The 13,260-nt window shown below is 71.6% G+C and carries 15 protein-coding genes; 10 read left to right on the top strand and 5 right to left on the bottom strand.

The annotated features are described in order from the left end of the window. The first annotated feature begins 50 nt into the window (after positions 1-50). From AB4Y78_RS13420 to AB4Y78_RS13405, 4 genes are all read left to right on the top strand, one after another. Entirely contained in the window at positions 51-1,433 is a 1,383-nt protein-coding gene (locus AB4Y78_RS13420; RefSeq protein ID WP_441714479.1) for a cystathionine beta-synthase, read from the top strand. 2 nt (positions 1,434-1,435) lie between these two features. Next, positions 1,436-2,617, top strand: coding sequence for a cystathionine gamma-synthase (locus AB4Y78_RS13415; protein ID WP_441737212.1), 1,182 nt, complete (start codon positions 1,436-1,438; stop codon positions 2,615-2,617). Positions 2,618-2,717: 100 nt separating this feature from the next. Beyond that, a complete protein-coding gene (locus tag AB4Y78_RS13410; RefSeq protein WP_441714475.1) occupies positions 2,718-3,668 on the top strand; it encodes a Bax inhibitor-1/YccA family protein in 951 nt (316 codons plus the stop codon). Next, complete coding sequence (locus AB4Y78_RS13405) at positions 3,665-3,922, top strand: hypothetical protein (protein ID WP_007923963.1); 258 nt, start codon at positions 3,665-3,667, stop codon at positions 3,920-3,922. The genes AB4Y78_RS13410 and AB4Y78_RS13405 overlap by 4 nt, the downstream gene beginning before the upstream one ends. Positions 3,923-4,027: 105 nt before the next feature. On the opposite strand, the gene AB4Y78_RS13400 is transcribed toward AB4Y78_RS13405, so the two are convergent. Further along, positions 4,028-5,023 (bottom strand): SGNH/GDSL hydrolase family protein, encoded by a 996-nt coding sequence (locus AB4Y78_RS13400; protein ID WP_007923961.1) that lies wholly within the window; start codon positions 5,021-5,023, stop codon positions 4,028-4,030. A 133-nt stretch (positions 5,024-5,156) separates the two neighbouring features. On the opposite strand from AB4Y78_RS13400, the gene AB4Y78_RS13395 reads away from it, so the two are divergent. From AB4Y78_RS13395 to AB4Y78_RS13385, 3 genes are all read left to right on the top strand, one after another. Continuing rightward, a complete protein-coding gene (locus AB4Y78_RS13395; RefSeq protein WP_441714470.1) occupies positions 5,157-7,169 on the top strand; it encodes an oxidoreductase in 2,013 nt (670 codons plus the stop codon). An 86-nt stretch (positions 7,170-7,255) separates the two neighbouring features. Beyond that, positions 7,256-7,675, top strand: a complete 420-nt coding sequence (locus tag AB4Y78_RS13390) for a hypothetical protein (RefSeq protein WP_282071032.1) — start codon at positions 7,256-7,258, stop codon at positions 7,673-7,675. Then, the gene (locus AB4Y78_RS13385; RefSeq protein ID WP_282071034.1) at positions 7,672-8,145 is read left to right on the top strand and encodes a hypothetical protein; all 474 of its coding nucleotides are present in this window, start codon (positions 7,672-7,674) and stop codon (positions 8,143-8,145) included. Before AB4Y78_RS13390 ends, AB4Y78_RS13385 begins: the two co-directional genes overlap by 4 nt. 6 nt (positions 8,146-8,151) lie before the next feature. On the opposite strand, the gene msrA is transcribed toward AB4Y78_RS13385, so the two are convergent. Further along, positions 8,152-8,853 carry a peptide-methionine (S)-S-oxide reductase MsrA gene (msrA, locus tag AB4Y78_RS13380; RefSeq protein ID WP_007923948.1) on the bottom strand — a complete coding sequence of 234 codons (702 nt, stop codon included), beginning with the start codon at positions 8,851-8,853 and terminating at the stop codon, positions 8,152-8,154. Between the two features lie 101 nt (positions 8,854-8,954). Between msrA and AB4Y78_RS13375 the strand changes: the two genes are divergently transcribed. Beyond that, positions 8,955-10,001 carry a WXG100 family type VII secretion target gene (locus AB4Y78_RS13375; protein WP_441714467.1) on the top strand — a complete coding sequence of 349 codons (1,047 nt, stop codon included), beginning with the start codon at positions 8,955-8,957 and terminating at the stop codon, positions 9,999-10,001. Positions 10,002-10,074: 73 nt separating this feature from the next. Here the strand turns inward: AB4Y78_RS13375 and greA are convergent, their stop codons facing one another. Together greA and AB4Y78_RS13365 are read right to left on the bottom strand one after the other, a co-directional pair. Then, positions 10,075-10,566 (bottom strand): transcription elongation factor GreA, encoded by a 492-nt coding sequence (greA, locus tag AB4Y78_RS13370; protein ID WP_007923937.1) that lies wholly within the window; start codon positions 10,564-10,566, stop codon positions 10,075-10,077. Positions 10,567-10,735: 169 nt separating this feature from the next. Further along, positions 10,736-11,161 carry a DUF4307 domain-containing protein gene (locus tag AB4Y78_RS13365; RefSeq protein ID WP_259912299.1) on the bottom strand — a complete coding sequence of 142 codons (426 nt, stop codon included), beginning with the start codon at positions 11,159-11,161 and terminating at the stop codon, positions 10,736-10,738. A 164-nt stretch (positions 11,162-11,325) separates the two neighbouring features. Here AB4Y78_RS13365 and mca point away from each other — a divergent pair, with 164 nt between their 5' ends. Both mca and AB4Y78_RS13355 read left to right on the top strand, forming a co-directional pair. Beyond that, positions 11,326-12,258, top strand: a complete 933-nt coding sequence (gene mca / locus AB4Y78_RS13360; RefSeq protein ID WP_259912301.1) for a mycothiol conjugate amidase Mca — start codon at positions 11,326-11,328, stop codon at positions 12,256-12,258. Beyond that, the gene (locus tag AB4Y78_RS13355) at positions 12,255-12,539 is read left to right on the top strand and encodes a hypothetical protein (RefSeq protein ID WP_007923930.1); all 285 of its coding nucleotides are present in this window, start codon (positions 12,255-12,257) and stop codon (positions 12,537-12,539) included. The genes mca and AB4Y78_RS13355 overlap by 4 nt, the downstream gene beginning before the upstream one ends. Here AB4Y78_RS13355 and trhA read toward each other — a convergent pair. Beyond that, positions 12,483-13,199, bottom strand: coding sequence for a PAQR family membrane homeostasis protein TrhA (gene trhA / locus AB4Y78_RS13350; RefSeq protein WP_441714464.1), 717 nt, complete (start codon positions 13,197-13,199; stop codon positions 12,483-12,485). The two genes, AB4Y78_RS13355 and trhA, sit on opposite strands and share 57 nt — an antisense overlap. Positions 13,200-13,260: the final 61 nt, after the last annotated feature.

Here is a 13,260-nt window from a genome sequence, read left to right as displayed (position 1 = left end):
TGCCCGGGGGCGCGGTGTCGGCCTCGGGTGATCCGTGCCACGATGCGGACATGCAGATCGCAGACCACATCACCGACCTGATCGGCAACACCCCGCTGGTCAGGCTCTCCTCCGTCGCACCGGCCGAGGGCGCCCTCGTCGCCGCCAAGGTCGAGTACCTCAACCCCGGCGGCAGCATCAAGGACCGCATCGCCCGCAAGCTCATCGACGCGGCCGAGGCCTCCGGCGAGCTGCGGCCCGGCGGCACCATCGTCGAGCCCACCTCCGGCAACACCGGCGTCGGCCTGGCGCTCGTCGCCCAGGAGCGCGGCTACCGATGCATCTTCGTCTGCCCCGACAAGGTGGGCAAGGACAAGATCGACGTGCTACGGGCCTACGGCGCCGAGGTCCAGATCGTCCCGACCTCCGTCGCGCCGGACCACCCGGACAGCTATTACTCGGTGAGCGACCGGCTGACCGAGGAGATCGACGGGGCGTGGAAGCCCAACCAGTTCTTCAACCTCAACGGTCCGCAGGCCCACTACGAGAGCACCGGCCCGGAGATCTGGGAGCAGACCGGCGGTGAGGTCACCCACCTCGTCGCGGGCATCGGCACGGGCGGCACGATCACCGGCACGGGTCGCTACCTCAAGGAGATCAGCGAGGGTCGGGTCAAGATCATCGGGGCCGACCCCGAGGGCTCGGTCTACTCCGGTGGCACCGGCCGCCCCTACCTCGTCGAGGGCGTCGGCGAGGACATGTGGCCGGGGGCCTACGACCCCGAGGTGCCCGACGAGGTCATCGCGGTCGACGACGCCGAGGCCTTCGCCATGACCCGGCGCCTGGCCCGCGAGGAGGGCCTGCTCGTCGGCGGCTCCAGCGGCATGGCCGTCGTCGCGGCGCTGCGCGTTGCCGAGCGTGAGGGCCCCGACGCCAAGATCGTCGTCCTGATGCCCGACGGCGGTCGCGGCTACCTGGCCAAGATCTTCGACGACGACTGGATGGCCAGCTACGGCTTCCTTCCCGGTGACGAAGGGAGCGATGCCACCGTCGGCGACGTGCTCCGCGGCAAGGGTGGCGAGCTGCCCGAGCTCGTGCACACCCACCCCAACGAGACGATCCGCGAGGCCATCGACATCCTGCGGGAGTACGGCGTCTCGCAGATGCCCGTCGTCGGTGCCGAGCCGCCGGTCGTCATCGGCGAGGTCGCCGGTGCGGTCACCGAGCGTGAGCTGCTCACCGCAGTCTTCGAGGGGCACGCCTCGCTCGCCGACCCGGTGAGCGCGCACATGGGCGCCAAGCTGCCGCAGATCGGTGCCGCCGAGCCCGTCTCGGCGGCCACCGAGGCGCTCGAGCAGGCCGATGCCCTGCTCGTCGTCGAGGGCGGCAAGCCCGCCGGCGTCATCACCCGGCAGGACCTGCTGGGCCACCTGTCCCACCGAGCGAAGGGCTGACGATGTCCGAGCGCAAGAGCGCGGCCGACGCGCACGCGACCCAGGGGTTCGCCACCCGGGCGATCCACGCGGGCTACGAGCCCGACCCGATGACGGGGGCGGTCAACGTCCCGATCTACGCCAGCTCGACCTTCGCCCAGGACGGCGTCGGCGGCATGCGCGGCGGCTTCGAGTACGCCCGCACCGGCAACCCGACCCGGCAGGCTCTCGAGGCCAATGCCGCGTCCATCGAGTCGGGCACCTTCGGTCGTGCCTTCGCCTCCGGCATGGCGGCGACCGACGCGATCCTGCGGGCCTCCCTTCGTCCCGGGGACCACCTCGTCATCCCCGACGACGCCTACGGCGGCACCTTCCGGCTCATCGACAAGGTCTTCTCCCAGTGGGGCATCGAGCACACGCCCGCGCCCGTCGGTGACGTCGACGCGATCCGCGCGGCGATGCGGCCGGCGACCAAGCTCGTGTGGCTCGAGACGCCGACCAACCCGCTGCTCAACATCGGCGACATCGAGGCCGTCGCCGAGGCCGCCCACGCCGGTGGCGCGCGGCTCGTCGTCGACAACACCTTCGCCAGCCCCTACCTGCAGCAGCCGCTCACGCGGGGCGCCGACGTGGTGCTCCACTCGAGCACCAAGTACCTCGGCGGCCACAGCGACGTCGTCGGGGGCCTGCTCGTCACCGACGACGAGCAGATCGACGCCGACGTCGCCTTCCTGCAAAACGGCTCCGGTGGGGTGCCCGGTCCCTTCGACGCCTACCTGACGATGCGCGGCATCAAGACGCTCGGGGTGCGCATGGACCGGCACTGCGACAACGCCGAGGCGGTCGTCGACCTGCTCTCGACCCGCTCGGAGATCACCTCGATCCTCTACCCGGGGCTGCCCGAACACCCCGGCCACGAGGTGGCGGCCCGGCAGATGTCCCGCTTCGGCGGGATGATCTCGGTGCGCATGGCCGGTGGGCGCGAGGCCGCGCAGCAGCTGTGCGCGCGGACCGAGATCTTCACCCTCGCCGAGTCGCTCGGTGGCATCGAGTCGCTCATCGAGCACCCGGGGGCGATGACGCACGCGTCCACCGCGGGGTCCATGCTCGAGGTGCCCGACGACCTGGTGCGCTTGTCCGTCGGCATCGAGGACGTCGCCGACCTCCTCGCCGACCTCGAGCAGGCGCTCGACGGCATCGGCTGACCTCGCACATGTGGACAGCGGGAACATCCGCGGCCTGCCGACCGCTTAGTCTGGTGACAGTCAGCGGCAAGATGGCCGCGCCCCTCTTGAGGAGCAAGACATGAGCAACCCGATCCTCGGCCGGGTCGAGAAGGACGCCCAGAGCGGATACGCGGGCTTCCGGGACTCGAGCGCGGCCCCGCAGCAGGGCTACCAGCCCGGCTACGGCCAGGCCCCGCAGGGATACCAGCACCCCGGCCACCCGCAGGGCTACGGCCAGCAGGGCTATGGCCAGCAGGGCTACGGCCAGCCGCAGCCCGGCTTCGGCCAGCCCGGTCCGGTCGGCGGCTTCGGCGGGGACGGGGGTGGCGGTCGATCGCTGACCCTGGACGACGTCCTCATGCGCACGGGCGCCCTCTTCGGAGTGCTGCTCGTCGTCGCCGCGGGCGCCTGGACCGCCAGCGCCATCAGCCCCGCCCTCGGCGGGCTCGCGCTGCTGGTCGGCCTGGTCGCCACGCTCGGCATGGGGATCTTCCTCGCCTTCCGGCGCAAGCCGGTGGGCGTCGTGCTGGCCGTCGTCTACGCCGCCTTCGAGGGGCTCTTCGTCGGCGCGATCAGCCAGAGCTACGGCGCGGCCTTCGACCCGCCGGGCACCCCGATCTTCGAGTCGATCGTCGTCCAGGCCGTCCTCGCGACGCTGTGCGTCTTCGGCGCGATGCTCCTGCTGTACTCGACCGGCATCATCAAGGTGACGCAGAAGTTCCGCGCCATCGTCGGCATGATGACGCTCGGCTACTTCGTCTTCGCGCTCATCAACCTCGGCTACGCGCTCTTCTTCGGCGGGGCGCCCTTCGGCATCGGCGGCTCCGGGCTCCTCGGCATCGGCATCTCGCTCTTCGCCACCGGCCTGGCCGCCGTCAACCTCGCGATCGACTTCGACAACATCTCGCTCGCGATCCGCACCCAGGCTCCGGTCAACTACGGCTGGACCCTGGCGCTCGGCCTGGTCATCACCGTCGTCTGGCTCTACCTCGAGCTGCTGCGCCTGCTGGCCCGGCTCCGCTCGGATTGATCCCCGACGACGTCGCGACCGAGCTCGGCCGCGCGGTCCGCAGGTGGCAGCAGCTGCCGCTGGACCGCGCGGCCGAGCGCGTTGTCGGCGTGCACGAGCTCATGGCCCAGCTCGCGGGGGAGCCGCTGCCGGACCTCGGCCCGGCCGTGGTCATGGACCAGCTGAGAGTGGTCGTCTTCGATGCCTGCCGCGTCGAAGGGGGACCTCCGCACCTCGCGGAGCAGCTGGCCTCCCTTCGCCTGGGGTGGGCCTGACCTGTACCGCACGGAAGCCGTATTTCCCTAGGCAAATGCGCAGGTGGGGTCGTATTTCCCTAGGGAAATGCGCAGGTGGGGCCGTATTTCCCTAGGGAAAGACGGTCAGAGGTCGGTGACCTCGTGCTCGCCGCGTCGTCGGAGCATCGCCCACGGGCCGCGGGGGCCGGTGCGACGACCGCGCAGCTCGGCCGGCCCGACCTCCGTGCCCGGCGTCGAGGCCGCGCGCTCGGCGGCGTCGTCGAGCGCGCCGATGCCTTCGCCGAGGCTCGCCTCGGGCTCGGAGTCGTGGGTGGCGCCCTCGGGCCAGGCGTCCACCTCGGCTGCGACCGAAGGGAGCAGGGCCGAGGCGACCCGCGCGTACCCGGCGGCCGAGGGGTGGAAGCGGTCTTGGCTGAACATCACGGCCGGGCTCGCGGCGAACTCCGGGCCGAGCAGGTCGCCCATCGAGACGGTGCGGGCACCGGCCTCGACGGCGGCGACGGTCTGGGCGGCGGCCAGCTCGCGGCTCCACTGGCGCAGCAGCTTGTTGAGGGGGAAGGGCACCGGCTCCACCGTCCCGAGGTCGGGGCAGGTGCCGACGACGACGGGCACGTCGAGGGTGCGCAGGTAGCGCACGGTCCGCTGCAGGTGCTGCACGGAGACCGAGCGGTCGATGCGGTGAGTGACGTCGTTGGCTCCGATGAGGATCACCGCGACGTCGGGCTGGTCGACCCGGGCCAGGGCCTTGGACAGCTGCGAGCTGAGGTCGGAGGACTCGGCGCCGACGACCGCCTCGTTGGTCAGCTCGACCGGGCGCCCCATGATCGCGGCGAGGCCGGTCGCGAGGATCGCGCCGATCGTCTGGTAGCGGGTGTCCGCGCCCATCCCGGCAGCGGTGGAGTCGCCGAGGACGAGCAGCTGGACCGGCTCGCCGGGCGCGGCCCCGTAGACCCCGTCGTCGTCGGGTGCGCCGTCGAAGGGGTTGCCGACGATCTTGCGGGTGATCTTGGCCTCAGCCTGGATGAGGCCGTAGCCCAGACCGGCGAGAGTCGCGCTCGCGGCCGCGGTCCCGACGGCACCCAGCGCCGCACGGGCCGCCACACGTCCCAGCTCAGCCATGCCTGTCCTCCGATCGGTCCCATGTGCGCCCAACCTTGTCATCCCTGCGTGACAATGCCAACGAGCGGTGCGCCCGGCGTCGTGGCGTTGGGTAGCGTCGCAGCCGACTGCCGATGCACGAGCGAGGACGACGATGACCGAGTACCCGCACCTCTTCGAGCCCCTCGACCTGGGGTTCACCAGCCTGCGCAACCGCACGATCATGGGGTCGATGCACACCGGTCTGGAGGACCGCGCCAGCAACTTCGAGCGGCTCGCCGCCTTCTACGCCGAGCGGGCGAAGGGAGGTGCCGGCCTCATCGTCACTGGGGGCTTCGCGCCCAACATCGAGGGCAGCTTCTACCCCTTCGCCTCGAAGCTGACCACGCGGCGGGAGGCGCGCCACCACGAGCAGGTCACCGACGCGGTGCACCGCGAGGGCGGCAAGATCGCGCTGCAGATCCTCCACGCCGGCCGCTACGCCTACCACCCCTTCTCGGTCTCGGCGTCGGCGACGAAGTCGCCCATCACCCCCTTCGGCGCGCGCGCCCTGAGCGAAAAGGGCGTCCGTCGGCAGATCCGGGGCTTCGCCCGGGCCGCCGAGCTGGCCCGCTCCGCCGGCTACGACGGCGTCGAGATCATGGGTTCCGAGGGCTACTTCATCAACCAGTTCCTCGCGCCGCGCACCAACAAGCGCGAGGACGGGTGGGGCGGTACTCCGCCCAACCGGCGCCGGATCGCGACCGAGATCGTCCGGGCGGTGCGGGCGGCCGTCGGCGACGACTTCATCATCGTCTACCGCCTCTCCGTGCTCGACCTCGTCGAGGGCGGGCAGACCTGGGAGGAGATCGTCGCCCTCGGCCAGGAGATCGAGGCGGCCGGCGCGACGATCCTCTCGACCGGCATCGGGTGGCACGAGGCCCGGGTGCCGACGATCGTCACCTCGGTGCCGCGTATGGCCTTCACCGAAGTCGCCGAGCGGCTGCGGCCGCACGTCGACCTGCCGGTCGTCACGAGCAACCGGATCAACATGCCCGATCAGGCCGAGCAGGCGCTCGCCGCCGGTCAGGCCGACCTCGTCCAGATGGCGCGGCCCTGGCTCGCCGACCCGCAGTGGGCGACGAAGGCGGAGTCGGGCCGAGCCGAGACGATCAACACCTGCATCGCCTGCAACCAGGCCTGCCTCGACCACACCTTCCAGCGCAAGGTCGCCTCCTGCCTCGTCAACCCGCGGGCGGCCCACGAGACGCAGCTCGTGCTCTCGCCGACGACGCGCCGCAAGCGGGTCGCCGTGGTCGGTGGCGGGCCGGCGGGCCTGGCGGCCGCGGTGTCGGCCGCAGAGCGGGGCCACGCCGTCGAGCTCTTCGAGGCCGGCGACGACATCGGTGGCCAGTTCGCGCTCGCCATGCGCATACCGGGCAAGGAGGAGTTCGCCGAGACGATCCGCTACTACCGCGGCGAGCTCGAGCGTCGACAGGTGGCCCTGCACCTCGGCCGTCGCGTCGGCGTCGATGACCTCACCGGATTCGACGAGGTCGTCCTCGCGACCGGGGTGACGCCTCGCGTCCCCGAGATCACGGGGATCGACCACCCGATGGTCGTCACCTACCCGGAGGCCGTGCTCGGCACGCGGGAGATCGGTGAGCGGGTGGCGGTCATCGGCGCCGGAGGCATCGGCGTCGACGTCACCGAGCTGCTCACCACGGGCGCCTCGCCGACGCTCGACCTCAAGGAGTGGCAGGACGAGTGGGGCGTCGACCCCTTCTCGCCGGAGCGTGGTGGCCTCAAGGACGCACACCCCGCGCCCTCACCCCGCACCGTCTACCTCGTGCAGCGCAAGGAGACCAAGATCGGTGCCGGGCTGGGCAAGACCTCCGGCTGGGTCCACCGCGCGGCGATCAAGGCGAAGGGGGTCCACCAGATCATTGGCGCCGCCTACGAGCGCATCGACGACGAGGGCCTGCACATCACGGTCGACGGCAAGCCCCGCACCCTCGCGGTCGACAACGTCGTCGTCTGCACCGGGCAGGAGTCCGTGCGTGACCTCGTCGAGCCGCTGCAGGCGAAGGGAGTGACCGTCCACGTCATCGGTGGCGCCGACGTCGCCGCCGAGCTCGACGCCAAGCGGGCGATCCGGCAGGGCACGGAGCTGGCCGCGAGCCTGTGAGGGGAGTCGTCCCCATCGCCGTGAGGGCCGACTGGGCCTAGGTTCCTCGTGACGGGGATGCCGAGACGGACGAGGGGACGACAGACATGGCGATGACCGTGAGGCTGTGCATCGGCATGATGGCGCTGGTGACGATGACGACCGTGACCGGCTGCTCGAGCACTCCCGAGCCCGAGTCCGGGGAGGCCGTCGACGCACGTCTGGCCGAGCTCGTCCGCGACGGCACCTCGGCCCCCCTCGGCGAGGTCGTCGAGGGGCACTGGGACCGCGCGGCGTTCTTCCACGAGGGGGTCACCGCTGAGCGGGTCAACTCCGTCGTCGCCAGCGAGGCGATCTCGGACCGGTGGACGGCGTCGCCGGCGCTGCTCGTCGTCGTCGAGGGCGATGACGTCAGGGTGGTGCGTCTGCGGACCCCGGCCCTGGCCAACGACGCCACGGGCCAGGCCTTCTCCCGCGATGCGACGGTGTCGGGGTCGACCGCCACCGGGATGCTCACGGTGCGATGAGCACGGCGATCCGCCGCATCGGGCTGCTGCTCGTGCTGGGCCTCTTCGTCGTGCTGGGGTCCGCGTGCGGTGCCTCGAGCGACGACGAGAGGCACGTCGCGGACAAGCAGGTCGACGAGCGCGGCACCCGCTCCGACGTCGCGCCGCTGACGCAGCGTTTCCCCGACCTCGGTGACCCCGTGTCGGCGACGTGGCAGTCCGGCACGCTGGGGGACTCCCGCACGGCACCCGGCCCGTCGACCTACTGGATCGACGCCGCTGTCACCGTCGAGCCAGAGGTGGCGGACTCCCTTCGCGCGCAGCCCTCCCCGGACGGCGACCGCCCCATGCACCTCGTCGACGCGGTGGGCGACGAGCTCGGCGACGGGACCTTCGACGAGGTGGCGCTCGCCGGACCCGACACGTGGCAGGTCGATGCCTGGGTCGCGGCAGACCGCGACGTCGTCGTCATCTCGGCCCGGGGGCAGTGAGCCCGCTCAGCCCTCCTGACGCAGCACCGACTCCTGGCTCGGCACCTCGTCCTGGCGGAGGATCCCGACCTGGCAGGTGAGGCCGTTGGGGCCGTGGTTGCAGTAGCCGCCGGGGTTCTTGTGGAGGTACTGCTGGTGGTAGTCCTCGGCGTACCAGAAGGTGCCGGCCTCGTTCGCCGGCCGCATCTCGGTGACGACCGGCGGCAGGTTGTGGCGGCGCAGCTCCTCGCCGAAGGCCGCGGCGGTCGCCTCGACCGCGGCCTGCTGCCCCGGGGTCGTCCAGTAGATCGCCGAGCGGTACTGCGTGCCGACGTCGTTGCCCTGCCGGTCGGGCGTCGTCGGGTCGTGGTTTTCCCAGAAGGCCTTGAGCAGCAGCTCCGGTCGCGTCTGCTCGGGGTCGTAGGCGACGAGGACGCTCTCGGTGTGGCCGGTGAGCCCGGTGCACGTCTCCTCGTACGTGGGGTTTGGGGTGTGCCCGCCCATGTAGCCGGCTGCCGTCGTGACGACGCCCGCCTGCTGCCAGAAGATCCGCTCGGCGCCCCAGAAGCAGCCCATGGCGACGTAGATGACCTCGGTGCCCTCGGGCCACGGGCCCTCGAGCGGTGTCCCGAGCACCTCGTGACGCTGCGGGACGTCGAAGGGCCGCTCCGCGCGCCCCGGCAGGGCGGACTCGGCGGTCGGCATGGGCGGGATCTGGCGTCCGAACATGTCTCCATTGTCGCAGCCGCTCGTGTGGGGGAGTGCTCCCCATCGTCCGGCCGCCGGTCGGCTCTCTAGTCTGAGGGCAAGAACTTCCGGGAGGCAGGTCGATGGCCAGGCACATCAGCCACGGTGCAGACGTCGAACAACTCGACGACATCGCCGTGGGACTGCGGCGTCAGAGCGAGCGCCTGAGCGAGGTCGGCGGTCGTGGCGCCGTGCTGCTCGAGGTGCTCCGTGCGAAGTGGGAGGGCCCCGACTTCGAGGAGTTCGCCCGCTCGTGGCGCTCGGCCCACCGGGCCATCGACGCTGCCGAGGGTTCCCTGCGCGGCGCCTCCCGCCTGCTCGCGGAGGAGTCCGACGCTCAGCGCGGTGCCTCCGGCGTCCCGTCGGGCGGTGGTTCCGGCGGCTCGGGCGGATCGGGCGGCGGTGGTGGCGGGGCCGTGGGCGACGACGGGTCCGGCGGAGCCCGCCGGCGCGACGACGGTCAGGGCCCGATGGCCTTCTTCCCGACGGGGACCAGTCTCTCGGACCGGCACCACTTCGTCGTGTGCCCGCGGGCCGACGGCAACTCCGAGGTCCAGCTCGAGGTGCACGGCGAGCCGATCCGGATCTCACCCCCGGACCTGCCCCTCGTCGGCTGCGACCTCGTGCCCTATCTCCCGACCGACGAAGGGGAGTCCCTCGAGCTCGCGGACCTGGAGCCCCCCGCCTTCGAGCGGCTCGACCTGACGACGGGCCCGCCGGAGGGCACGGCCTTCGAGCGGGTCGACGGCCCGGCCGAGCACCCTTACGGGGCCTTCGAGCGGTCCGACGCGGCGCAGGCCGTCCCGGAGCCGGCGACCACCTCGGGTGCGCCGGCGGCCTCCACCCAGGTCGACCCCGCCCCGGCCCAGCCGGAGACGAGCGCGGCCCCGGCGCCAGCGGACGGGGGTGCCGCCAGCGCCCCGACGACGTCCGGAGAGACGGCCGTGCCAGCCCAGCTGGCGACGGACGAGGGCGCCCACGTGACGACCGCGAGCGACTCGGCCGGGCAGCGCAGCGTCGCCTTCAACCCCTTCCTCGACGTGCTGTCGGGCGGCAGCGGGGTGGACGGCTCCCAGATGGGCGGGTGGCTCGGCATCGACGATCTCGACCTGCAGCCCTGGAACCGCTGACCACCGCACCGCAAGCACCGACGACGAAGGGCGTCACGACCACTGGTCGTGACGCCCTTCGGTGCGGGTGGGCTCAGGCCGAGTACGGCTTCGCCGAGATGATCGTGACCTCGATGGACTTGCCGTTGGGCGCCTCGTAGGTGACCGTCTCGCCGACCTTGTGGCCGTTGATGCCGGCGCCGAGGGGCGACTGCTCGGAGTAGACGTCGATGCTGTCGCTGCCGTCGGCGATCTCGCGGGAGCCGAGGAGGAAGGTCTCCTCGTCGCCGAACATCTCGACGGTGACGACCATGCCGGGCTCGACGACACCGTCGTCCGGCGGGGCCTCGCCGACCGTCGCCGTGTCGAGGATCTGCTTGAGCTGGCGGATGCGGGCCTCCATCTTGCCCTGCTCCTCCTTGGCGGCGTGGTACCCGCCGTTTTCCTTGAGGTCGCCCTCCTCGCGGGCGGCCTCGATGCGCTTGGCGATCTCGACGCGACCCGGGCCCGAGAGCTCGCGCAGCTCGGCCTGGAGACGCTCGTAGGCCTCCTGGGTCAGGTACGACGCGTTGGACGTCTGGGTCACGGGACACTCCTTGCCTCAGGTCGTGGGGAACCGGGGTCGGGCCCCCACAGACGGTGAACCGCTGCTCTCCCGGGTGGGGGACGATGCACAAAGGTCTGGACCCATCGGTCCAGACCCACGGTTACGTGTAAGGGATCAGTGTACCGCGATCTCCCCCGGGATGCAGGTGTCAGTCGAGGACCGAGCAGCCCGCAACCGTGGCCGTCACGGCGGTCGTCGTCGTGCGGACGGCGGCCCGGACCCGGGTCGTCTCGTCGTCGCTCGCGGGCACCGCCTGCTCCTTGGTGCCGACCCGCCCGTAGGTGCTGTCCATCGCGGTGACGGTGCACGACAGGGCGGTGCCGGTCGGGCGGGTCACGTCGAAGACCATGACGATCTCCCGCTCGCCGTTGCGCTCGAAGCCCACGTCGGTCGTCGTGATCGCGCCCGACGTCATCGACAGCCCGTACCAGATCGACATCGCCACGGCCGCGACCACCGCGACACCGCCGATGAGCCACCAGCGTCGGCTGCCCCGGTCGGGGTTGGCCTCGGCCTCGGCCTCCTCGCGCTCCGGGTCCCAGCCGGGCTCGGTCGGCGAGGCGTCGGGCGTCATGACTGCTCCTGCGGGACGAAGGGGGGTGTCACCGGCCCCGTCGAAGCGGTCGGCGAGCGGTGAGAGGATGGAGCCATTGTCCGTGACACCAGTCCGCGACGGCACACCGGGCCGTGCGGCGCACCCTCCCCGGGAGGAACCCAGCAGTGGAAGCACTCAGGCTCATGGCGGTCCACGCCCACCCCGACGACGAGTCGAGCAAGGGCGCGGCGACGACCGCACGTTACGTCCACGAGGGTGCCGAGGTGCTCGTCGTGACGTGCACCGGCGGTGAGCGTGGCGACGTGCTCAACCCCAAGCTCAAGGACGACCCGCACATCCTGCGCGACATCGTGCAGGTGCGCCGCGAGGAGATGGCCAGTGCCGCCGCCCACCTCGGGGTGCAGCACACCTGGCTCGGCTTCGTCGACTCCGGCCTCCCGGAGGGCGACCCCCTCCCGGACCTGCCGGCGGGCTGCTTCTACCTGGAGCCGCTCGAGGTGTCGACGGAGGCTCTCGTGCGCGAGATCCGGCGGTTCCGGCCGCACGTCATCACGACGTACGACGAGAACGGCGGCTACCCGCACCCGGACCACGTGATGACCCACCGCGTCTCCGAGGCGGCCTTCGCCGCGGCCGGCGACCCCGAGGCCTTCCCGCACGCCGGGGAGCCCTGGCAGCCGCTGAAGCTCTACTACATCGGCGGGTTCAGCAGCGAGCGGATCCGCACCTTCCACGAGGCGATCCTCGCTCAGGGCAAGGAGTCCCCCTTCGACGAGTGGATGAAGCGCATCGAGGGCCGCCCGCAGCGCACGCTGACCACGTGGGTGCCGTGCGCGGACTTCTTCGATGCTCGCGACCACGCCCTGCGCTCGCACGCGACGCAGATCGACCCCGACGGGTTCTTCTTCGCCGTGCCCAACGACGTCCAGGCGGACCTGTGGCCCACCGAGGAGTACGAGCTCGCGGTCAGCCACGTGGAGACGACGGAGCGCGAGGACGACCTCTTCGCGGGGATCCCGGCGACGCTCGCGGAGGCGGACGCGCTCTCCCTTCGTCCGAGGCGTGAGCCGGTCCTCGACCGACGGACCGCGTCGACCGTCAGGGAGTGGAAGTGAACTCCCCGAGCACCGAGGTCAGCCCGGGGATCTGGGCCTTCATCGTCTTCTTCGTCCTCGCGCTGGCGCTGTGGCTGCTCATGCGCAACATGTTCACCCGGCTGCGCCGGATGAACCTCGCCGAGCGGGACGCGCAGCGGCAGCGGGCCGAGCAGGAGCGGGCGCGTGAGGAGTCCGCCGAGCGCAGCCGCGAGAGCGACGTCGCCTCGGGCCGGGAGCAGGGGTCAGCCGGACTGGGCGATGGGCCCGAAGAGGGCGAGCGTCGCGGCGACGAAGTGTGAGATGAAGGCGAGGATCGTCAGCGCGTGGAAGATCTCGTGGAAGCCGAACCACCGCGGTGACGGGTTGGGTCGCTTGAGGCCGTAGACGACGGCCCCGGCGGTGTACAGGGCGCCGCCGGCGATGACGAAGGCGAGGATCGTCCACCCGCCGTGCGTCAGCAGCGGCTTGATGTAGAAGACCGCGACCCAGCCCAGGGCCACGTAGACGGGCACGTAGAGCCAGCGCGGTGCGCCGACCCACAGCACACGGAAGAGCACACCGATGATGGCGCCGCTCCAGACGATGACGAGCAGCGTGATCGCCTGCGTGCGCGGCAGCATCAGCGCGAAGGGGGTGTAGCTCCCCGCGATGATGAGGAAGATGTTGGCGTGGTCCCAGCGGCGCAGGGCGCCGGCCATCCGGCCGCCCCACTTGCCGCGGTGGTAGACGGCGGACGTGCCGAAGAGCAGCCCGGCGGTGATGGTGAAGACCATGGCCGCGATGCGCCCCCCCTGGGTCGGCGCCGTCGAGGTGAGGACCAGACCGCCGACGAGGGCCAGCGGCGCCATGACGAGATGGAGCCAGCCGCGCAGGTGCGGCTTGACGGCATCGACGAAGGCATCGACCTGCTCGCCGACGTCGTGCGCGATCTCCTTGATCTCGGCGCGGGGGGAGTCCATGGATCGACGGTAACCTACGCACCCGTAGGTCGGCCATGCCCGGACGGGCTCCGGAGCGCCT

It is taken from the genome of Janibacter sp. RAF52, from assembly GCF_052114035.1.
GTDB classification, from domain to species: domain Bacteria; phylum Actinomycetota; class Actinomycetes; order Actinomycetales; family Dermatophilaceae; genus Janibacter; species Janibacter hoylei.
This window is presented reverse-complemented; position numbering and strand designations above follow the sequence as displayed.

Bases quoted from the DNA above. Each gene is read 5' to 3' on its own strand.
- AB4Y78_RS13420 (WP_441714479.1), top strand. From the start codon at position 51: ATGCAGATCGCAGACCACATCACCGACCTGATCGGCAACACCCCGCTG.
- AB4Y78_RS13415 (WP_441737212.1), top strand. From the start codon at position 1,436: ATGTCCGAGCGCAAGAGCGCGGCCGACGCGCACGCGACCCAGGGGTTC.
- AB4Y78_RS13410 (WP_441714475.1), top strand. From the start codon at position 2,718: ATGAGCAACCCGATCCTCGGCCGGGTCGAGAAGGACGCCCAGAGCGGA.
- AB4Y78_RS13400 (WP_007923961.1), bottom strand. From the start codon at position 5,023: ATGGCTGAGCTGGGACGTGTGGCGGCCCGTGCGGCGCTGGGTGCCGTC.
- AB4Y78_RS13395 (WP_441714470.1), top strand. From the start codon at position 5,157: ATGACCGAGTACCCGCACCTCTTCGAGCCCCTCGACCTGGGGTTCACC.
- AB4Y78_RS13390 (WP_282071032.1), top strand. From the start codon at position 7,256: ATGGCGATGACCGTGAGGCTGTGCATCGGCATGATGGCGCTGGTGACG.
- AB4Y78_RS13385 (WP_282071034.1), top strand. From the start codon at position 7,672: ATGAGCACGGCGATCCGCCGCATCGGGCTGCTGCTCGTGCTGGGCCTC.
- msrA (WP_007923948.1), bottom strand. From the start codon at position 8,853: ATGTTCGGACGCCAGATCCCGCCCATGCCGACCGCCGAGTCCGCCCTG.
- AB4Y78_RS13375 (WP_441714467.1), top strand. From the start codon at position 8,955: ATGGCCAGGCACATCAGCCACGGTGCAGACGTCGAACAACTCGACGAC.
- AB4Y78_RS13365 (WP_259912299.1), bottom strand. From the start codon at position 11,161: ATGACGCCCGACGCCTCGCCGACCGAGCCCGGCTGGGACCCGGAGCGC.
- mca (WP_259912301.1), top strand. From the start codon at position 11,326: ATGGCGGTCCACGCCCACCCCGACGACGAGTCGAGCAAGGGCGCGGCG.
- trhA (WP_441714464.1), bottom strand. From the start codon at position 13,199: ATGGACTCCCCCCGCGCCGAGATCAAGGAGATCGCGCACGACGTCGGC.